13 protein-coding genes are annotated in these 20,688 nt (G+C 62.4%); 4 read left to right on the top strand and 9 right to left on the bottom strand.

Annotation, left to right across the window (positions count from 1 at the left end; all coding sequences use genetic code 11):
* Window position 1 precedes the first annotated feature (1 nt).
* Entirely contained in the window at window positions 2-3,100 is a 3,099-nt protein-coding gene (locus AB3Y40_RS20230) for a calcium-binding protein (protein ID WP_369440703.1), read from the bottom strand.
* 305 nt (window positions 3,101-3,405) lie between these two features.
* On the opposite strand from AB3Y40_RS20230, the gene AB3Y40_RS20225 reads away from it, so the two are divergent.
* Complete coding sequence (locus tag AB3Y40_RS20225) at window positions 3,406-5,283, top strand: polysaccharide biosynthesis protein (RefSeq protein ID WP_369440702.1); 1,878 nt, start codon at window positions 3,406-3,408, stop codon at window positions 5,281-5,283.
* Window positions 5,280-6,644, top strand: a complete 1,365-nt coding sequence (locus AB3Y40_RS20220; protein WP_369440701.1) for a phosphohexomutase domain-containing protein — start codon at window positions 5,280-5,282, stop codon at window positions 6,642-6,644. The genes AB3Y40_RS20225 and AB3Y40_RS20220 overlap by 4 nt, the downstream gene beginning before the upstream one ends.
* Here AB3Y40_RS20220 and AB3Y40_RS20215 read toward each other — a convergent pair.
* Genes AB3Y40_RS20215 through AB3Y40_RS20205 form a run of 3 tightly spaced genes read right to left on the bottom strand, consistent with a single transcriptional unit; the run spans window position 6,625 to window position 13,046 of the window.
* Complete coding sequence (locus AB3Y40_RS20215; protein ID WP_369440700.1) at window positions 6,625-7,431, bottom strand: ABC transporter permease; 807 nt, start codon at window positions 7,429-7,431, stop codon at window positions 6,625-6,627. The two genes, AB3Y40_RS20220 and AB3Y40_RS20215, sit on opposite strands and share 20 nt — an antisense overlap.
* Before the next feature lie 9 nt (window positions 7,432-7,440).
* Window positions 7,441-9,384 carry a glycosyltransferase gene (locus tag AB3Y40_RS20210; RefSeq protein ID WP_369440699.1) on the bottom strand — a complete coding sequence of 648 codons (1,944 nt, stop codon included), beginning with the start codon at window positions 9,382-9,384 and terminating at the stop codon, window positions 7,441-7,443.
* On the bottom strand, window positions 9,381-13,046 hold the full coding sequence (locus AB3Y40_RS20205) for a glycosyltransferase (protein WP_369440698.1): 3,666 nt from the start codon (window positions 13,044-13,046) through the stop codon (window positions 9,381-9,383). The genes AB3Y40_RS20210 and AB3Y40_RS20205 overlap by 4 nt, the downstream gene beginning before the upstream one ends.
* A 74-nt stretch (window positions 13,047-13,120) precedes the next feature.
* On the opposite strand from AB3Y40_RS20205, the gene AB3Y40_RS20200 reads away from it, so the two are divergent.
* On the top strand, window positions 13,121-13,876 hold the full coding sequence (locus tag AB3Y40_RS20200) for a Stf0 family sulfotransferase (protein ID WP_369440697.1): 756 nt from the start codon (window positions 13,121-13,123) through the stop codon (window positions 13,874-13,876).
* Here the strand turns inward: AB3Y40_RS20200 and AB3Y40_RS20195 are convergent, their stop codons facing one another.
* Window positions 13,877-14,818, bottom strand: a complete 942-nt coding sequence (locus tag AB3Y40_RS20195) for a class I SAM-dependent methyltransferase (protein ID WP_369440696.1) — start codon at window positions 14,816-14,818, stop codon at window positions 13,877-13,879.
* A 109-nt stretch (window positions 14,819-14,927) separates the two neighbouring features.
* Window positions 14,928-15,893: an NAD-dependent epimerase/dehydratase family protein gene (locus AB3Y40_RS20190; RefSeq protein WP_369440695.1), complete on the bottom strand. Its 966-nt coding sequence runs from the start codon at window positions 15,891-15,893 to the stop codon at window positions 14,928-14,930.
* A 188-nt stretch (window positions 15,894-16,081) separates the two neighbouring features.
* On the opposite strand from AB3Y40_RS20190, the gene AB3Y40_RS20185 reads away from it, so the two are divergent.
* Window positions 16,082-17,239 carry an NAD-dependent epimerase/dehydratase family protein gene (locus AB3Y40_RS20185; protein WP_369440694.1) on the top strand — a complete coding sequence of 386 codons (1,158 nt, stop codon included), beginning with the start codon at window positions 16,082-16,084 and terminating at the stop codon, window positions 17,237-17,239.
* 114 nt (window positions 17,240-17,353) lie between these two features.
* Here AB3Y40_RS20185 and AB3Y40_RS20180 read toward each other — a convergent pair whose 3' ends face one another.
* The 3 genes from AB3Y40_RS20180 to AB3Y40_RS20170 all read right to left on the bottom strand — a co-directional run.
* The gene (locus tag AB3Y40_RS20180) at window positions 17,354-18,025 is read right to left on the bottom strand and encodes a sulfotransferase (RefSeq protein ID WP_369440693.1); all 672 of its coding nucleotides are present in this window, start codon (window positions 18,023-18,025) and stop codon (window positions 17,354-17,356) included.
* Window positions 18,022-19,866, bottom strand: coding sequence for a DUF4422 domain-containing protein (locus AB3Y40_RS20175; RefSeq protein WP_369440692.1), 1,845 nt, complete (start codon window positions 19,864-19,866; stop codon window positions 18,022-18,024). Before AB3Y40_RS20175 ends, AB3Y40_RS20180 begins: the two co-directional genes overlap by 4 nt.
* Window positions 19,867-19,941: 75 nt before the next feature.
* A partial coding sequence (locus tag AB3Y40_RS20170) for a calcium-binding protein (RefSeq protein WP_369440691.1) occupies window positions 19,942-20,688 on the bottom strand: 747 nt, incomplete at its 5' end.

The following is a 20,688-nucleotide window of genomic DNA, read 5'->3' as shown; positions in this document are numbered from 1 at the left end:
TCTAAAAGACGTCGATCTGACCCCCAAGCGCACCGTAGTCCAGTACGTTTTCGATCGTCAGCACATGGCCATTGGCAAAATCGATCGTGGCAGTGGTGCCGGCATAGCTGCCATAGATCACCAAAATCTCGGACCCGGTCAGCGTGCCGGGGAAGAGATCAAGATTGATCGAAACCCGGTCCAGGCCATCCTCGAAATCCAGAATCCGATCCTGGCCGTCATCAAAGACAAAGGTGTCCGCCCCGGCCCCGCCGGTCAGCACGTCGTCGCCCACCTGACCGCGCAGATCATCATCCCCATCGCCCCCCGACAGGCGATCATCGCCGTCGCCGCCGCGCAGCGCATCGGCGCCGGTCCCGCCCTTGAGTTTGTCATCGCCCTTGGACCCCGACAGACGGTCATCGCCGGTGCCGCCGCGCAGCAGGTCATCCCCGTCACCGCCGGTCAGCGTGTCGGCCCCGGATTTGCCGGACAGGGTGTCAGGGCTTTTGCCGCCCAGCAGGGTGTCATCACCGATACCTCCGTTGAGGTTGTCGCGCCCGTCATTGCCGGTCAGCGTGTCGTTTCCATGTTTGCCACGCAGCAGGTCATGGCCGTTGCCGCCAAAGATATTGTCGTCGTTGCGCCCGCCCCACAGCCGGTCATCACCGTTTTCACCATAAAGCTGGTCATCGCCCGTGCCGCCAAACAGCCGATCGGCCCCGTCGCTGCCGCGCAGGATGTCGCGGGATGCATTGCCCCAGAGCTTGTCATCACTGCCCTGACCCCACAGTTGGTCCTGGCCGTCACCGCCATAGATCAGGTCGGCCCCACCACCGCCGTCCAGCGCGTCACCACCGCCGCCGCCATAAAGCCTGTCGCGGCCTGCTTCGCCTTTGAGGTCGTCAGCCTGGTCCTGACCCCACAGGCGATCATCGCCTGTGCCACCGCGTAGCATGTCGCTGGCCGCATTGCCCCAGATCTGATCATTGCCGCTGCCGCCATAAAGCGCGTCACCGCCGTCACCGCCATAAAGCCGGTCGAACTGGTCACCGCCCAGCAGCCTGTCGCGCCCGGTTTGCCCATAAAGGATATCGCCGCCTGATCCGCCATCCAGCCGGTCGTTGTGATCGCCGCCCCACAGGGTATCGGCGCCACGTCCACCCATCAGCAGGTCATCGCCCTGGTTGCCCCACAGCCGGTCGGTATCTGCGCCGCCCATCAGGTAGTCATCGCCAAAGCCGCCCAGCAGGGTGTCGCGGCCTGCGTCGCCCGACAACCGGTCATCGCCCTGCATGCCGTTGATCCAGTCATTGCCGTCCTGACCCCAGATCCGGTCAGAGCCGATCCCGGCCGAAAGCTTGTCAGCCCCGCCCTTGCCCCAGATCTTGTCGTGACCGGTGTTCAGCTTGATCGTGTCACTACGGTCGGTGCCAAAGCGCGCGGGCTTGGCCCCGTTGATCAGCGTTGGATTGGCAAAGCGGATACCGTCAATGGTGACATTGGGCAGAGAGAACGCCTCGGCCTCGGGCACGGTAGGGTCCATATTGGGCCGGTCCGGCAGATTGGGTGGGCGGGTGAAGGGGCCTGCAAACCCCGGCAGGATCACCTGCGGGATGCGGTGGCCGCCGATCAGGTCGCCCTCGGCCAGAAAGCGGTGGTCGATGGGGGTCCCATCGGACGAGATCACCGTCAGCACCTCATCCCCATAGGTGATGCGAAAGCCGTTATCGGTGATGGTCATGGTCAGCTGGCCCGCAGAGCGGACCATCGGCCAGCCGGACAGGTCCAGACGATCTTCGCCCACCGTGAAGTCGGTGATCGTGTCAGCGCCTTCATCATAGGACAGCACGAAGGTGTCAGCGCCGGCCCCGCCGGTCATCACATCCACGCCCGCCCCGTCGCGGATGATGTCATCACCTGCCCCGCCGCGCAGCACGTCGGCGCCGCCTTGCCCGGTGATCACATCGCGCCCGGCCCCGCCTTGCAGGGTGCCGCCACCTGTGGGCGCGGTCAGCACGGACCCTGCGGTGCCGGTGTCAAAGGTCAGTTTGGTGATGCCGCGTTCGGCAGAGGAGGCCACGAAGATCTGCAGTTCGGCCCCTTTGGCCTGGGTGGTGATGGCGCTGACGTTGGTCAGGTTCATCGCGGGCGTATCGGCGATGCTGGCCACATGCACCAACTGCCCACCGGGCAGAAGCTGATGCAGGGTGATGCCATCATCTGCCCCGCCAGAGACGACATAGGTATGGCCCTGCACCTGCACCACATCCACCGCCGTCACACCGCCAAAGCGGGTGCCAAGGGTATCGAGCATATGGTCGGTGACATGCAAAGACCCATCGGGATCAACGCGGATCACCGACAGTGAATTGGAGGTGGCCGCGCCAACCACCAGATAATCGGTGCCACCGACACGCGCGGTTTCCAACTGGGTGGGGGCCGCGATCCACAGGCCTTCGTTCATGCCCAGCGATGGGCCTGCGGCCACGCCGCCGGTGCCACCCACAACCCATGTGGTGATGCCGTGTTCGGACAGGCTGGCGGTATAGACATAGTTCTGGCCGCCGACGTTCAGGTGCGCCACATCCGAGACGTCGGCCGCATAGGTGGCATTGGTATCGCTTGCGACCACAGCACCCAGATTATTGCCACCGCTGTCCAGACGGATGCGGCCCAGCCCGTCGGCGCCTGCCAACCCGCCATAGACCACCTGCTGGCCGTTGTTCAGCGTCACGGTGACGCCGCCCAAAAGCCCGCCAATCAGCCCGGTGGTGCCTGCCACATTGCTACCTGCGCCAATATCGCCCGCCCCGGTCAGCGCCGAGAGCATTAGCCCGCCATTTGTCGCACCACCTGTCAGAAGCGTCGGAGCGCCGCCCACATGCACCACCATCAGCGTGCCGGTGCTGCCCGGTGTCAGCCCACCCGCAAAGGTCGCCACATCCAGATTGGCGGGGGCGGTGCCGTTGATGTTCCAGCTGCTGATGCCACCGTCAAACCGCGAGGTGGCATAAAGTCGGTCCTGCCCGCCGACGCGGATGATCTCCAGATCGGTGATCTGTGACCAATCCGCCGCCGCAGGCAGCGTGACACGGGTGACAAAATTCAACTCTGACATCCAACAACCCCAAGGCACGCCCCCCCGAGGCGTTGGGCTTGATGTGGTGCAGGGCTGGGGTGGCTGCGTGACCCAAATGCGGCAGCGGGGCGGCCCTTGGGACGGATTTCATTCAACTGCGGACATCTTGGATTTGAACGGTTTTCGAACCGGACCACCGGTGGCGGGGTGAAAAGGGCACAAGCCCGCAGAAAACAGCCCCCCCGGGGGGCGACGGCTGGACGCATCCCGGGCCATCAGGCTAAATGAGCGATGATCCGGGGCCGCAGATGGGACCCAAGCGGCCGGGGTCTTAAGGGGACCGCATGTATCGCTTTGTCAGTACACTTTCGCGCCAGGCCAAGCGCATCATCCTGCTATTGGTGGATGTGGCATTGGTGCCGGTGGCGTTGCTGCTGGCCTTTGCGCTGCAGACCAATGGTCTGCCTGCGGGGCCGGGGCTGCTGACCCATTGGGCCGGTGTGCCGATGCTGATGATGATCGCGGCCTTGCTGGTGCTGGTCACCGGCATCCACCGGGTGCAGCTGAAAGCCTATGAAAGCCGGGCGATCATGATGACCGGGATGCATGCGCTGCTGCTGGGGCTGGCCACTGCCATTCTGGACGACATGGCCGGTTACGGCACGCCGCTGGCCACGTTCATCAACTTTGTACTGGTCTATTTCCTGATGTGTGTCGCCGCGCGCGTGGTGATGTTGCAAGTGCTGTTGTGGGTCTACCGTTCGGGCCATGAACAGACCCGTGTGCTGATCTATGGCGCAGGTGCGACGGGCCGCCAGCTGGCAGCGGCCCTGCGCACCGATGAGACGATCCAGACCGTGGCTTTTGTCGATGACAACCCGGCCCTGCACACCACGATGGTGCGCGGGCTGACGGTCTATTCGTCCGTTGCTGTGGATGGGTTGATCGCCAGCCGCCAGATCGACCGGGTGCTGCTGGCGATGCCAAGCCTGTCGCGCCCCAAACTGGCGCAGCTGTCGCGCCGGTTTGAAGACATGGGCGTGGATGTGCAGGCGCTGCCGTCGTTTGCGCAGCTCACCGGGCAAGAAGAACTGCTGGGCCAGTTGGAACCCGTCGCCCCCGGCACCTTTCTGGGCCGCGCGCCACTGGATGCCGAATTGCCCGGCGGGTCAGACACCTATGCGGGGCGCAACGTGCTGGTCTCTGGCGCGGGTGGGTCGATCGGATCGGAACTGTGCCGTCAGATTCTGGCGTGCAAACCGGCCAAGCTGGTCTTGTTCGATGTCAGCGAGCTGGCGCTTTACACCATCGACATGGAATTGCAGGGTCTGCGCCGCAAGGCAAAAATTGCACTTGTCCCTGTGTTAGGCTCTGTCACGGATGTGGGGCTGGTGGCCCGCGTGATGCGGGATCACGGGATTGAGATCGTGCTGCACGCGGCCGCCTACAAACACGTGCCGATGGTCGAAAAGAATGCCGTGGTAGGCATGTCCAACAATGTGCTGGGCACGCAAGTCATGGCGCAGGCGGCCCTGGATGCGGGTGTGCAGCGCTTTACCCTGATTTCCACCGACAAGGCGGTGCGCCCGACCAATATGATGGGCGCCTCCAAACGTCTGGCTGAGATGGTCATTCAGGATCTGGCCAGCCGGTCGAACCGGACGATTTTCTCGATGGTGCGGTTTGGCAATGTGATGGGGTCATCAGGCTCTGTCATTCCGCTTTTCAACGATCAAATCGCCAAGGGCGGACCGGTCACTGTCACCCACCGCGATGTGACGCGCTATTTCATGACCATCCCAGAGGCCGCACGCCTTGTGCTGGCGGCTGGGTCCTTTGCACAGGGCGGCGACGTCTTTGTGCTGGATATGGGAGAGCCCATCGCGATCTATGATCTGGCGCGGCAGATGATCACCGCCGCAGGCTATACCGTGCGCGACGAGGCCACCCCGCAGGGCGATATCGAAATCAAGATCACCGATTTGCGCCCGGGCGAGAAAATCCACGAAGAGCTGTTGATCGGCGAAGGCCAGACCACCACACCGCACCCCAAGGTGCTGCTGGAAAGTGCCACCCATCTGAGCGAGATCGAGATGGCCGCGGCCCTCAAGGCGCTGCGCACCGCAGTCACAGAGGCAGATGAAGACGCGCTGCGCGATGTGGTGGTGCGCTGGGTTGAAGGTGGGGCGGCATTTGCCCTGCGCGGGGCCAGCCAGACGTGAACGCGCCAGCCTTTGGGACAAGTGGGCTGCGCGGGTTGGTTGTGGCGCTGACGCCTGATCTGATCACGGATCACGTGCAGGCCTATCTGGCCGCTTGCCCGGTGGGCGGGGCGGTCTGGGTCGGCCATGACCTGCGCCCGTCATCGCCCGCGCTGGCTGGCGTGGTGCGCGATGCCTTGCAGGCCGCAGGTGTGGATGTGGTCTGGGCCGGTGAAGTGCCAACCCCGGCGCTGGCGCTGGCGGCGCTGGACGCAGGCCAAGGGGCGGTCATGGTCACCGGCAGCCATATCCCGGCTGATCGCAACGGGCTGAAGTTCTACACATCCACGGGCGAGATCACCAAGGCAGACGAAGCTGCGATCCTGGCTGCTTTGGGCGGTGCCGGAACTACGGGGCAGGGGGCATTGCGCACAGATACCGGTGTGGGCGCGCGTTATTCAGCACGCTATCAGAACGCCTATGCCGGCGCATTAGAGGGTCTAACGCTGGGGTTTTACGCGCAATCGGCGGTGGGGCGCGATCTGATGCCCGCGCTGTTGCGCGATCTGGGGGCAGAGGTCACAGAGTTGGGCCGCGCCGCGGATTTCGTGCCGGTTGATACCGAAGCGGTCAGCGCCGAGACCCGCGCGATGCTGGCAGATTGGGCCGCGACAGGGGCCTATGACGCGATCCTCAGCACCGATGCCGATGGCGACCGGCCCTTGCTGACCGATGCGGCAGGCATGGTGATCCCCGGCGATGTGCTGGGCCAGATCACCGGGGCGGCACTGGGGGCAGGGCACGCGGTTACGCCGGTCAGTTCCAACAGTGGGGCCGAGGCGGTGTTCGCCACCGTGACCCGCACGCGGATCGGATCACCTTTCGTGATTGCCGCGATGCAGGGCGCGGATGTCGTGGGCTACGAGGCGAACGGCGGCTTTCTTCTGGGCTTTGATGCGATGGGCCCTGCGGGGTCACTGCCTGCGCTGATGACCCGTGATGCGGTGTTGCCGATGCTGGCAGTACTGGCGGCTGCGGCCCGGCAAGGCGGCATGGCGGCGGTGCTGGCCGGGCAACCCCAGCGGTTCACGGCCAGTGACCGTTTGCAGGGCGTGCCGACGGCCAGGTCACAGGCCCTTGTTGCGGATTGGCAGCAAACCCCCCGCAACAGAGCCGCTTTTTTGGCAGAGCTGGGCCTGACAGAGGCCACAACAGACAGCACCGATGGTCTGCGGATCACTGCAACAGATGGGCAGGTGGTGCATCTGCGCCCCTCGGGCAATGCGCCGGAATTGCGTTGCTATACCGAAAGTGGTTCCGCGCAAGCGGCACAGGGCTTGCTGGCCCATGCGCTGGCGGGGCTTAGCGCTGCTCTAGAATAGCGGTGTGCTGGGACCGCATGAACACCAGCCCCAGGAAGATCAGCACCAGCGCCAGACCGTAGGCATAGGCCAGTGACACGAACTGCGGATTATAGGTGGGGAAATACCCCTCGCGCGCGGCGGCGGACATGTGCATCAGCGGGTTCCACCACAGAATGCTTTGCGCCGCCTGCGGCAGGTCCTCGTAGATATAAAAGATGCCAGATGCGAGGATCAGCGGCCGGGTGACAATGCCCCAGATATTCTGCCAGATCGGATAAAGCCCGATCAGCACCGCGTTGCACAGGCCCACCCCCAGCCCCAGCAGCGCCGAGAGCGAGATGGCGATCAGCACCGGGCCCACGTCCAGAATGGTGTGGCTATCCACGAACATCAAAATCCCGGTCATGACGAGGCAATAGACCGTGCAATTGGTCAGCACGTTCAAGATGAACCGCGCCAAGATCGCGTCGATCCAGTTAACGGATGGATAGGCCAGCAGCGCCCGGGCATAGCGCAGCGTGTTCCCGGTCTTGGCCGCCACATCGCCATAGAGCGAAAACGGCAGATAGGCGGTGGCGTAGAACAGGATAAAGCTGGTACCCAGTGACGGCGCGCGCACCACCAGTGAAAAGCCCAGCGACAGAAACATCACCATGCCCACAGGTTGCAGCACCGCCCAGACATAGCCCCCCGGCGAGGCCCCATAGGTCGATCCCATCTCGCGCAGGATCAGCGCCATGATGGTGCGGGCGGCCTGAAACCGGGGGCGGGCCAGTTTCGGCTGGGGCAGGGGGGTGTCTGTCATGGTGTCAGCTTAGGCCTGCAAGCTGCGCGCAAGCAAGAAAAGCGGCATCAGGTTGGCGTCAAACTGCGCGCTGGCCAGCACCGGGGTCAGCAGGCGCTGCGCATTGGCCAGCTTTGCGACGTGGAACCGTTTCATCTTGGCCCCACCAAGCCGGTAGTAATAAAGCGCCTCTGGCAGCACATCGACACGCACGCCGGCCAGCGTGGCGCGCATGAAGAATTCCTGATCATCGAGCCCTACGCGGAAATGTTCGGTAAAGCCGCCCAGCCGTTCCCAGACATCGCGCCGCACAAAGCAGTTGGAATCGCCAAAGCCATTGCGGAACATCCCGTAGATCACATCCTGCCCGAACGGCACCCGGCGCACGCCGTCGATGCTGGCCTCATCGGGCAGGCTGTCACCGGAAAAGTTGTCGCTAAAGCAGGTCAGAATTTCCGCATCGGAATGTTCGGCGGCCCGCACGAAGGTCGCGATTTCATGGCGCATTGAGATATTGTCGTCGTCCTTGAAAAGCAGGTATTTGCCCTTGGCGGCCTTTGCAGCGGCGTTGCGCGCGGCCCCCAGATAGCGGTTGTCCTGCGGCACCATGCGGGCGGCAGGGTAGTCAGCCAGCACATGGGCCAAGGCGGCGCGATTGTCAGCCGTGCTGCCGTCATCGACCACCAGAATTTCCAGATTGGCATAGCCCTGGTCCACCACCGCATCCAGCGTGTCGCGGATCATCTGGGGCCGGTTGTGATGAGCGATGCAGACACTGACAAGGGGGCTTTCAGTGTCTTTTGCTGCGGAAAACGTCGGATTTGGCAGGCCTGTGTGCAGCGCATCCCAGGCGCGCGCGTTCTGTGCCAGATCATCCGCCCGGTGGCTTTGATAGGCGGTCACAAGGCCCGCGGCGATCCGGGTTTCGATCAGGTCTGCCAGTGCGATGTGATCGGCGGCGGGGCAAAGGATATCTGTATCACCCCCCACAAGGGCGGGGGTGTCACCGGCGGTTGTGGCAATCACCGGGGCATCGGTCGCCAAGAGTTCGGGCAGCACCGCGGGTGCGTCGTCTTCCTGCGGCACCACAAGGGTCAGGCTGCCGGGTTGGCGCGCCAGATCCAGCAGGGCGGCGCGCCGGGTGAGGGGCAGGGTCTCGATCGGGATGCCAGTCTGTTCGGACAGTTCGGCAAGGAACGGTTTGGCCGGGAAATCATCCAAAGTGCGGCCAGAGATCACGACCTGCGGGATATCAACGCCGCGCGTGGCCAGCACGCGCAAGGCATAGGCGCATGTGGTCAGTCCGCGCGTGTCGGTCTGGGTACCTGCAAAGATCAGCCGGGCCAGGGGCTGCGGTTGGTCAGGGGCATGGCGGGCGGGCCCGGGCATGCGCGCCAGACCGGGGGCCAGCGCGATCTGATCAGCGGTGCGCCAATTGCGGGCCACAAGCCAGTCGCGCACCGTTTTGCTATGGGCCACCACGGCATCGGCACGGGCGACACATTGGCGGTCCATGAAACAGGTGGCAAAGGCGGCGTAATTGGCAGGCGTCGCACGGCCGGTTTCAAACTGCCGCTGCACGGGGTCCACCACATGGGCCACAATGCGCGCGGGGTGAACCCACAGCCCCAGATGCCGCGCACCCAGCAGGAAATGCGCGGCAGAGAGATCATGGATCACGTGTAGCGTGTCGAATTTTTGTCGCTTCACGCTTTCCCATGTGCGCAGAGCCACGGCGGCGGCTTTGCCATGGGGTGAGCCGGATGTGCGCACCGGCGGGCCGGGCAGTTCGGCCAGCTTGATATCCGCGTCCCGCAGCGCCTGTGCGGCTGGCGGCAGCGGCCCGGGGGTGGCAGGGCAATGCAACACGGCGGCGTCTGGCAGGCTTTCGGCCAGCGCCACCAGCCGGGCAAAGGCGGTTGAGGCGACGGGCAGCGCGGCCAGATCACCGGCAAGGATGGCGGTGCCGCTCATGCCCCTTCGATCACGTTTTCGGGCGAGGCCACGTAGAAGACGCCGTCACTGTCATAGGTGATCAGCACCGTGCGCCGCACGGTCAGGCCGGGGCTATGGCAGGATAGGATCAAAGACCGGATCAAGGGCTCTGGCGTTTCAAGCAGCGGGGCCAGATCAAGCTTGCCGATCAGGGTGCCGCGCCGCAGGGCTGTGGGCAGAGAGCGCATCAGGCGTGATCGTACCTTCTGCAGCAGCCCGCGCGATCCGGATTCGGCCTGCCATGTCATCGCCAAATGGGTCGTGCGACCCGCTCCGCGCAGGTCAAGGGTCACCAGCTGCCGCGCGCGCGGAATCATCAGATGCAATGTGCTGCCCTTCAGCCGGAGCATCAGCCTGGGCGCGGGGCCGTCATGGTGCTGGTGCGACAGATTATGCAGTCCACGCCCGCCGGGATTTTCGGGAAACTGCCCCGCGCGGCCGAGCGTCAGCAATGTGCCGCCATCGGCGGCAGCGACAGCCAGCACGTTGTCGGCACCGGGACACAGCCGGACCTGCCGCAACACCGGGCCGTCTGCCGCGCCGTCATGCAGGGTCAGCCGGGTGACATCCGTCACGCTCAGATGCCGCAGGTTTAACCCCGCAGTCGCCCCGCGCGGGCCTGCCGCCAGATGCAGCCTGTGGCTGCCCCCCTGATCGGTCACGACCGTCAGGGTCTGACCCGCGTGTTCCTTTGGCCGCCGGACGAGCAGCCAACCATACCGTTCGTCGAGCCCCAACCGGGTTCGGTTCAGGCCCGCGTCACTGCCAACGGCGGCGCGGCTGACATTCAATGCGGTCATGGACGACGCGTTGAGGGCGGCCGGAACACTGCGTGTCATGCCCCAGCGTGGGGCATGGAACCCCCAAAGACCGCGGGGGCCGGGGGTCAGGGTAATGGTGCGGAACACCTCGTCCTGATCCACCAGTTCCAGCGTCAGCGGGGTGTCGCGTGCAGCGAGCAGGGGGCCAAGGTCGAGTGCCGCAATCAGCCCTTTTCCGGCAAAAGGTGTAAACAGCATCGGCATGGGGGCGGCCCCTTCCACGCGCGCCGCGATTGGGCGGGGATGGGGGGACCACAGATAAAGCAGCAATGCAGCGGCATCAAAGCTCATCCGCATGGCATTTTCATGGATGCTGCCGTCGGTGGGGGGTAACGCCAGGCTGATCAGGCGCGGGGTGCCGGTGTCATTGCCTGTCACCTCTTGCAGGCCGGGGGCATCGGCGGACAGGGTAATCGCGCCGCCCGCCTGCATTTCGGTGCGGATCTGCCGGGTCAGGGTCTGCCCGCCTGTGGTGGCGGCAATGTCGATCTGGCGCGGCCATGTGGCTTCCCCCCCGATCAGGCTGGGCAGGTCGAGATAGGCGCTGGACCCGGCGGCATCACTATCCCATGCCAGCGGTTCCGGGGTGGCCCCTTCAATTGCGATCTCTAGCGTCTCCAGCGGGGTGTCTGTCTGGATCAGCACCCCGCCAATGGGCAAAAGCGTCAGGTCCAGCGCTGCCCTTTCCGTGGTGGGTGTGGTCAGGGTGACCGGCGGGGTTGGCGCTGCCACCCCACGGCTCAGCGGATTGTCATGCGGGTTCGCCGTGCGGATGTTCAGCGCGTGCAATACCCGTTTCTTGGGGTAATCCAGCGCCTTCATCAGCCCGTTCATCGCCATATATTGTGCGTTGGCCTTGTTGAGCTGCAGCGCCTCGGCGGCGGGGTCTTCGCGATAGAGCATCTCTGGGATCACCACGACGCGGCCCAGATCACGGGCCCGCATCAGCAGATCCTGCGCGATGCCTTCCATGGCAAAGATCGGATCAAAACCGCCCAATGTCTTGAAGTGGTCGGTGCGAATGCTGACGCCCCGGCCCGACAGATGGGTGTAATCAAGTGCTGTCAGGGACAGATCATCCCCCATCGGCACCACGCGGGTCAGTTTCTCGACCCCTTTGGCATTGACCGTGCGGCGCTGCCAAACCGATCCGGCGGCGGCCAGACCGGGGGTGGAAAAACTTTGCGCGATTTTCGCGGCAAAACCTTCCAGCGGTTGATGGATATCGGCACGCAGAAAATGCAGCACAGCGCCCTTGGCTTGGGCGGCGGCGGCGTTCCATGCCTCGCCCCATGTCATCTCTGAGGCGTCTACAAGCGTGACATTCACGTGCCGTGCGGCCAGTGCGGTGGCCTCTTCAGAAGGTGTGGTCACAGCGACGGTGATATCGGTCAGCGCATCACCGGCGGCAAAAATCGCCTTGTCCAGAAACGTCTCTAACACAGGTACATTGCCGTCCGAAAAGACGCACAGGCTGACCGATGGCGCGTCGGTCCAGGGCGCACGGTTGATGATCTGCGTCAGCGTGCCGTCGCCTTTGCGACCTGCCAGGTGGTCGTGAAAGCCGTCCCATGTGGCGAGGTTATCGGCATTGTCAAAGGAACAGCGTCCGACCTTGCCGCCCTCGTGCAAGACCCTTTCCAAGCCGTCGGCCAGCGATCTGGGGTTGGCGTCCACCAGCATATCGTCGTGATCTTCGGGTGCGATCAACTCCGGCGTGCCCCCCGTCCGGGTGGCGATAAAGGGCACTTTGTAAAGCAGCGCCTCATAAGCGGCCATGGTGGAGTTTTCGATCAAGGACGGCATCACCGCAATGCGTGGTGCTGCGGTCAGGAACGACAGCACATCAGGCTGGTCAAAGCCGGTGTGGATGTCGATCGGAAACGGCCAGTTGCGCGCGCGCGCCATGATCACATCAAGGTTGCGGGTGTCGGGCGTGGTGGGCATGTTCTGCCCCTGTTTGCCGACAAAGCTGACCTTTTCCGGCGTGATGCCGCGCGCCACCAGATAGTCCAGTGCGGTACAAAAAATTTCGAGGCCCTTGCGGGCCTCAAGACGTCCAAAGAACGTCAGTTCTTTTGTGTGGATGCGGTCACCCGGTTCCAGAGGTCCGCGCTGGTCTTGCACGGCCACATCATCAAACAAAAGCACGTTGGGCTGCACATATGTGTCACCCTCGGGCAGGGTATAGCCGGTGTGTTCCATAAAGCGCAGCAAGTGGGCAGAGCCGCCGATGACCATATCGGCCAGCTCGATCGATTGCTGTTCGGGGTACATCGTCGACAGCATGTCTTTGTTGTTCACAAAGGACATCTGGTAGTGCCGGTTCCAGATATGGGGCGAGGAGGCCTTGACCAGAAACAGCGTATCCTTGAACGCCAGCCCCAACCGCCGGGCTTGCAGCGCGTAGTAAGACCCGCCGCGCCATTCCGAGACATGCACCACGTCATAGGGTTCGGGCGCGTTTTTCAGCCATTGGTAGAAGCTGTATTGCCGCCGCTGCCACATCGTTGGCGCGTCGCTGTCGACCTGCGGCATGGGGACAAAGTTCACGCCCATGTCGCCATACCATTTGATCCAGTGATCGGCGTCCTTGTTTTCGACCCGCGTGCCCTTGAGATAGCAGACGGTGACGTCATGGCCCTGCGCGGTCAGCAACCGGGCGAGGTGGTAATAGGTCGAGGCTATGCCGCCATTGCGCACGGGGCCGACGATTTCCTCGGTGGCGATACAGACCCGCAAACGTGGGCCCGGAGTTGCAGGGGCTTGATACCGGCTGAGGTCAGGCAGCGGCGTGATCGGGAAATTGTCTATTTGCAAAAGGGGACCCTATCGTTCAAATCTGCGCGCGCTGCTCTTGGCAGATGCTAGGGCAAGAGGACAAGGGGTTGTAGATGAATTTCACATTGGTGCTGGCCACGCCACGATCCGGATCGACGATGTTGGCGGGGGATATCCGCATGATCGGCGGATTGGGGCGCCCCAAGGAACATTTCCTGAAATTGCTGCGCGCCGAAGAGCCGGCGACAGCGGGTGATGTCATGACGCGGCTCAAGGATGTGGGCCGGGACGACGATGCCTCGCCCACGATCGGGGTCAAGGTCATGGTGGGCTATGCGCCGCGTGTGGCGGCGATGCTGACCGGCGAAACCTATGCCCCCAAGCGCGCCATGATGGAAATCATCAAATGGGCTAGGGCCGAATTTGACGCGGTCAATGTGATTGCCCTGCGCCGCCGTGCGATCTTTGAACAGGCCCTGTCACATGCAAAGGCGCTGGAGACCGGGGTCTGGCACGACACCGGCAAAAAAGAGATCAGCGGCAGCCAAAGCCGCGACTTTGCCGATGCCGATGAGATGAACTACCACATCTTGCAAAAATCCACGCAGCTGATCAAACAAAATCAGATTTTATCAAATCTGGTCAAGCAGTTAGGCGACGATTGCTTGCCGTTGGTCTACGAGGATATCGCCGCCGATCAGAACGGTTGCGAGGCGGCCATTCGCGCCCATGCCAGCAAGATGGGGCTGACACCGGGGGGCGGTGCGATCAGCCGTAACCTCAAGAAACTGGTGAGCCCCGAAGAAGCCGAGGCCAAGCGCGACAGCTTTCGTCAGTACATGAACGCCCGGCTGTTTGATCAGGCCTGATCAGCGCCGTTGCAGGACGTGAATATCCTGGCGTCCGCCCCAGGCCCCCACGGCAAAACCGACCCGGTTCCAGGTCGTGCCAAGCTGCCGGTCCAGCCAATCTGGATGCATGTAGGACGTCCCCCAGGTGCCACCATCCTGAGGCTCAACACAGACGTGGCCGCTGCGGGTCAGGGTGACAATCAAGGCCTCTGCGGTGGCCCCATCCATCTGGTCACGGGCCAGCCGTTTGATGATGTCGTAGACCCCATGGGTGCTGAATGCGAGGGACCCGCCGGGGCGGATGATGCGCCCCATTTCTGACAGCCAAGTGATTGCAAACGCTTCAGAAAAATGAGCCCAGACCGAGGCTGAAATCACCGCGTCATAGGTCTCGTCCGCCATTGGCAAGGGGGGATAATGTGCCGTGGCTGCAAAGGTCAGATCCGGCATCGCCGCCTGCGCCCAACCAATCGCGCGGGCATGGGTGTCAACGCCGGTCCAGGCCACATCGGGCCAGGCCAGCGACAGGGTGCGCAGGGTGCGTCCGGTGCCGCAGCCGAAATCCAGTATCTGCGCACCGGGGTCAAAGACAAAGCCTGCCTGCATCAAGACCCCCGCCAGCGCATCGGCATTGCGAAAGTCAAAGAACACGCCCGTATCCCGCCCCGGAAAGGGTAACCCCTTTGGTGGCATGACTTTTTCCAACCCCAGATCTCTGGCGCGCGCGTCAGGCAGATCGCGCAGCATCACATTGAGGTCCCAGTGAAACCCCCGTGCGGCCAGCGTGGCGTGATCGGGTAAATGCCCCACCGTGCGATCCAGCACACGGGTGCTGACATCGCGAAATCCGTGATCGGGCAGCACCACAAACTGCCCCGCAGGATCACAGATCAGCAGGTCTGGGAACCGGGTCACCATCCGGGCGATCAAGCTGGATGTGGCACCATCAGACCTGACCATATGACATAATCTTCCTTATCGGATGATTTGATCCGGGGCACCGCACGGTGCCGGATCAGGGATGCAGACCCTATACACAAAGCATGCACACCCCATGCGCATCAACGTCTTAACTGCGGTTAAGATAATAGCCGTGGGTTTCCCGCAGACCATCGACAAAGGACGTGATGTGGTCGCCCAGCAGGACCTTCACATCGTCGCCATTGGCGATCACGTCGCGCGGTTCTGTGGCCAGCAGTTCCTTGGCGGGCACCTTTTGATAGGCCAGCGGTTTGCCTGTCGCCTCTTCAATGGCGGCGACCACATCCATCAACGTGGTCGAGACACCAGAGCCCAACATGTTCACATCCGCCGTCTCTTCACCGGCGCGCAATTTGGCCGCCAGCGTGGCGATGCCATAACCCACATCACCGGCATAGATGAAGTCACGGCTTTGCCCGCCGTCACCGTTGATCGTCACCTCGGCGCCCGCAATCGCGGCGCGGGTAAAGGCGTGCACAGCCGACTTTTTGTTATCAGAAAATTTACCAAAGACATTGGTCAGTCGGATCACGTTAAAGGTGCCACCGCGCAGGGTCACGAGCTTTTCGAGGATCATCTCTTCGGCGGCTTTGGTGGCGCCATAGAAATTCTTGGGGCCGACGGGGCTGTCGACGCGCACCTCAAAGCTGCCATCAAACAGCGCACCAGCGGTCGAGATCAGAATGAAACGGTCACCGGGCTGCACCGCCTGCATCACAAAGCGCGACGGTTCGACGATATTGGCGTCGATGAAATCCAGTGGCCGATCCTTGGATTCCGCCACGCGGGTTTCGCCGGCCAGAAACACGAAGATGCGCCCTGCCCCCTCGGGCGTTTCGATACCATTCACGAAATCAATCGCTGCCTGGTCCTGATAGCCGCCGATGTGCTGCGGCAGATCAAGGTCTTCATACCCCGGTGCGGGGTTGGTCAAGTTATCGACAATCACTGGGGCAAGGCCGGAAAACGCGGGGTCAGTCTGGACCTGTTCGATAATGTTGCGACCCACAAAACCAAAGCCACCCACCAACACCAAAGGAGAAGAATTCTGCATCACACCCGCCATTTTGCCCAGAGCCTGTTCAAGGGCGGTCTAGCCCTGAGCGGGTCAAAGTTCAAACAGCTTTGACACCGCAGACACACCTGACCGCCGATCCGCCCCAAAAGCGGTTGCGGTCCCCCCCCAGAGCGGCAATACACACCCCACATTTTGCGACGTCTGTTACAAAGGAGCATAGCGTCATGAAGATTATCGTTCTCGGTGGTGATGGTTTCTGCGGGTGGCCCAACGCCCTTTATCTGTCCCAGCGCGGTCATGACGTCACCATCGTTGACAACCTGAGCCGTCGGAACATCGACGTGGAACTGGAAGTCGACAGCCTGACCCCCATTCGCCCCATTGGTGAGCGCTTGAAAGTCTGGAAAGAACTGACCGGCAAAGAGATCAAGTTCCAGAACTTTACCGTGGGCGAGCATTACCACCGCCTGCTGACCCTGTTCCAAGAGGAAAAGCCCGACGCGGTGATCCACTTTGCCGAACAGCGCGCCGCGCCCTATTCGATGAAATCAGCGGCCCACAAGCGTTATACCGTGTCCAACAACCTTAACGCCACCAATGACGTGCTGGCTGCGATTGTGGAATCGGGTCAGGATATTCATCTGGTGCATCTGGGCACGATGGGCGTTTACGGCTACGGCACAGCCGGTATGCAGATCCCCGAAGGCTATCTGAAGGTGAAGATCGACACGCCCGTGGGTGAGAGCGAGCAGGAAATCCTGTATCCGACGAACCCCGGCTCTATCTATCACATGACAAAGTCGCAGGATCAGCTGTTCTTCCACTTCTACAACAAGAACGACGGCGTAAAGATCACCGACCTGCATCAGGGCATCGTCTGGGGCACCCAGACCGAAGAGACCCGGATGGACGAACGTCTGATCAACCGCTTTGACTATGACGGCGATTACGGCACCGTGCTGAACCGGTTCATCATGCAGGCGGCGGTGAACTATCCGATGACGGTGCATGGCACCGGCGGGCAGACCCGCGCGTTCATCCACATCAGCGATACCTGCAAATGTATCGAGCTGGCACTGACCAACCCGCCACAGTCGGGCGAGCGTGTGAACATCCTTAACCAGATGACCGAAACCCACCGGGTGCGTGATTTGGCCAAGATGATCGCCGATCAGACCGAGGCGGAAATTGCCTATCTGGAAAACCCCCGCAACGAGGCGCCAGAGAACGATCTGCACGTGGCCAATGACCGGTTCCTGGGTCTGGGGCTTGACCCGATCAAGCTGTCGGATGGTGTGATGGACGAGGTCCGCGAGATTGCCGCGAAATACGCCGACCGCTGCGACAAGACGAAAATCCCCTGCGTGAGCTTGTGGAAGTAAGAATTTGGGGCCCTGCGGGGCCCCTTTTCAATTCCGGTGATCCTGCGGGGTCAGCGTTTCAGCTTGCTGAAATGCGGCCGTCGCCCCCCCTGCAAATTTGATGCCCCCTAAGGGTCAGGACCGGCTGACGTTGCTACGCGGCACAGGTGCGGATGGCACCGGCACGCCACAGAAATCGGCCAGCACATCATAGGTTTTCAGGTCATCAATGTGCATCGTCAGGCAATCGTCGGGCCGGGCATCGGCCAGAGCCTTGAACTGCAACCGCTGGCGGCGGCGGCGTTTCATCAGCATCTCGATCTTGGCTTCGGGGTCCGTGTGCCAGAGGTCATGTTTTGGGTAGGTCTCGGGGTGGGACAGTTCCCATTTGCGCACCGATGCCAGCCAGGCATCCTTGGGCCGGTTCACCCAGATGAACCGCGCCTTGGGGGCAATCGCCTTGCGGATGAACGGGTGCAATTGGGTATGGCCAAAAGGCGCATCCGAGAAGATATCAAAGGGTGCCACATGGGCGGTGAATCCAGCCAGCATCTGGCAGACGCGGGTTTCATTGGCGGCCAGCCAATCGTCAAAGTCGGTCTTGCGCTTGATCTCGCGGTTCAGGGTGCGAATAGGATCGGCGTATTTCTTGATCAGCCCGGCCTTGTAGCGCATGTCCTTTTTGCCCGCGCCCAGGGTCACAAGCGCCTCGCCCACCGTTGTGGTCGCGGTCTTGTAGGGGCTGGCCACGATATAGACCGGGCGGCTGATCTGGCCGTCCTTGAACCATGGCATCCGCCGGATCATCGCCCGAACCTCGCCACGCGGCGCAGCACGTCATAGACCCGCAAGAGCGGGCTGCGCAGGAACGGCGCGCGATTGGCGATTTCGCGGCCCACGCCGACGATGCGGCGCTGGCGACGGTGAGGCTTGGCGTCGGTCTTCTGGTGAGCGGCGAGGTTCTGCGACAGGATCTCGGGGTAGAACGGCGTGCGCGCTATTGCATCCCAATAGTGTTGCGCCTGCCCGATGGCATGGCCCGACCAGGGTTTGTGATCACCGGCGGCGTAATGGATGATCAGCGGGTCGGCGCGGCCTGCCATCGCCTCGCGGTAATTGGCCTGCGGCACGCGGGCATAAGTCTCTAACTTGGAGTTAAAGGCATTGAATCGCGCCGGCAGGCGAAAGACGTTGTCCTTGAAATAGGCGTTCAGGATGTCCTGATCCCGAAACAGATATTGCCCGGTCTGGGCCATCTTGATCAGTTTCGCCCCGGTCCCCGGCACATCGTCGATAGCAGCAAAGTTAAAGAGCAGCAGACCTGCGTTGAAGTAGCCTGCGATCTGGGCGTCCGAAAGGCCCAGCGTCTTGCGGTGATAGGCACCCATATCGGGGATATCGGGATGCGCTGTGCGCGTCGGCCCCGTCAGCGTGCGGGTCATGATGTAATCGGGCACAGCACCAAGGGGGGCCGCGCCCATATCGGTGTCAAAGACCTCTGCCACGTCGCCGCGAAAGATCATGTCGACGTCCACATAAAGCAGCCGGTCGAGCCCCGGCAGCAGATCAAACAGCAGGAACCGGTTGTAGGTGGCATTTGACGGCGCGCGGCTGGCAGAGCGATAGCTCGTTTCAAACGGGTTGCCAGCGGCGATGGGGTAAAGCGTGGTTTTTGGGCGGGTCGCCACGACTTCGGCCAGCAGGTCCATATCGGGCTGTGCGATGTCGGTCTGCAGGAAAAACAGGTTCAGCTGCCGGTCCGGTGCCGCGTGATCAAACATCGAGCGCAGCATCGCGGCGGTATGGGGCAGATAGGCGCGGTCAGCGGCAAAGGCCACGTTGATATGTTCAGGACCATTGAGGCTGGCGTCGGCAATGGTGGGCAGGACCATGGCGTTGGCGGTGTTGAGGATATGGACCTCGCGCACCTTCAGCGATGGATCCTCGCGGCGCAAGCGGTGCATGAACACCGTCAGCAGGCGTTCGGAGATGAACCCCAGATAGCGGGACTGATAGGGGTTATAGTGACTGCGATCGACGTCTGCCTCTTCGACGCGGCCCAGAATGTCGAACATCCATGTGCAATAGCGATCAAAGATGTCACGACGCATCAGGCACATATTGCCAAGCAGCAGCTTGCGCCCGGCCATGACGGTATCAAAATCTTCGAGCCAGTCGGCGTGGTGCTGCGCGATGATCTCGCGCGTCAGGGCCAGATCGCCGGGCTGGCTGCGCTTGGCGAAATTGACGGTCAGGTTATTGCCCACCAGATGCGGTTTCGGCACCACCACATCGACGTCAGCATCCGCCAGCCAGCTTTCGGTGCGCCCCAGCCAATCGGCGATCTCAAACCGCGGCACGAAAACCTCGGTCATCGGGTCATCGGCTTGACCTGCCAGATCCAGCACCCGGCGGTAGTGCATCAGGCCGATATGGCTGCTGTCCTGATCGTTCTTCCATGCCCAGTAAAGGCCGGTCAGTTCGCAATAGGCGCTGTTGCGGTCCGAGATATTGTCGCCGGTGTGGTCACCCACCATGCCCGGCAGGGGGGTGCCTGCCTTGGCGCAGCCCACATGCAGTGGCACAACCGCGTCGCTTTTCAGGATCGGTGAAGGCTTGTGATAAGCCGTATAAAGCGTGGCTTTCATAACCGCCCGCATCCCCACATTTTCACGTCTCGTGGGCGTATCGGGTGGCTATTTTGATGTCAACATAGGCCCCTGTCAGAGGATGAAATCATCCGCTGTCAGGTTGTGATTGCCACGCAAGGTGATCTCCATCTCGGCGGCTTTGTCGTTGTCGGTATTGACCTGCACGATGGTGTCGCCGTTCTTTTTGATCACCCGCACCTGGCCTGCGTCGTTGAAGCCTGCCCCGCCGCGGAACTGGAAGTTCTGATTGCCACCAGCGGTCCAGTCGGCATCAATGCTGCGCAGATCAATGCGGTCACGGGCCGCGTTGAAGTCACCGATCACATCGGCATTCTTGCCCAGCTTGCTGTCCTTGATCTGGTTGAAGTCAAAGATGTCGCTGCCGATGCCACCGCGCAGAAGGTCCTTGCCGGTGCCACCGGTCAGGCGGTCGTTGCCAGCGTTGCCTTCCAGCAGGTCATCACCGTTGTCGCCATAAAGCTGGTCGTTGCCATCACCGGCACGCAGCGTGTCGCGCCCGCCACCGCCGCGCATCACATCAGCGCCTGCATCGCCTGCCATCACGTCGTTCTGGCCACCGCCCCACATCTTGTCGTTGCCAGAACCGCCGCCCATGACGTCCTTGCCGTCTTCGCCGGCCAAAAGATCGGCGCCGCTGCCACCCCAGATCCGGTCGTTTTCATCGCCGCCCTTGATAAAGTCATTGCCCACCTGCCCGTGCAGGATATCGTCTTTCCAGCCGCCGGTGATCCGGTCATTGCCATAGCCGCCAAAGATCTCGTCCCGGCCGTCGTTGCCATTGAGCTTGTCAGCGTTGTT

Source organism: Yoonia sp. R2331, from assembly GCF_041103235.1.
GTDB lineage: Bacteria > Pseudomonadota > Alphaproteobacteria > Rhodobacterales > Rhodobacteraceae > CANMYO01.
The sequence above is the reverse complement of the archived record's forward strand: the minus strand, read 5'-3'. Positions and strand labels throughout refer to the sequence as shown.

Excerpts from the sequence above, each read along its gene's own strand:
- AB3Y40_RS20230 (WP_369440703.1), bottom strand. The coding sequence starts at position 3,100 with ATGTCAGAGTTGAATTTTGTCACCCGTGTCACGCTGCCTGCGGCGGCG.
- AB3Y40_RS20225 (WP_369440702.1), top strand. The coding sequence starts at position 3,406 with ATGTATCGCTTTGTCAGTACACTTTCGCGCCAGGCCAAGCGCATCATC.
- AB3Y40_RS20215 (WP_369440700.1), bottom strand. The coding sequence starts at position 7,431 with ATGACAGACACCCCCCTGCCCCAGCCGAAACTGGCCCGCCCCCGGTTT.
- AB3Y40_RS20210 (WP_369440699.1), bottom strand. The coding sequence starts at position 9,384 with ATGAGCGGCACCGCCATCCTTGCCGGTGATCTGGCCGCGCTGCCCGTC.
- AB3Y40_RS20200 (WP_369440697.1), top strand. The coding sequence starts at position 13,121 with ATGAATTTCACATTGGTGCTGGCCACGCCACGATCCGGATCGACGATG.
- AB3Y40_RS20195 (WP_369440696.1), bottom strand. The coding sequence starts at position 14,818 with ATGGTCAGGTCTGATGGTGCCACATCCAGCTTGATCGCCCGGATGGTG.
- AB3Y40_RS20190 (WP_369440695.1), bottom strand. The coding sequence starts at position 15,893 with ATGCAGAATTCTTCTCCTTTGGTGTTGGTGGGTGGCTTTGGTTTTGTG.
- AB3Y40_RS20185 (WP_369440694.1), top strand. The coding sequence starts at position 16,082 with ATGAAGATTATCGTTCTCGGTGGTGATGGTTTCTGCGGGTGGCCCAAC.
- AB3Y40_RS20180 (WP_369440693.1), bottom strand. The coding sequence starts at position 18,025 with ATGATCCGGCGGATGCCATGGTTCAAGGACGGCCAGATCAGCCGCCCG.
- AB3Y40_RS20175 (WP_369440692.1), bottom strand. The coding sequence starts at position 19,866 with ATGAAAGCCACGCTTTATACGGCTTATCACAAGCCTTCACCGATCCTG.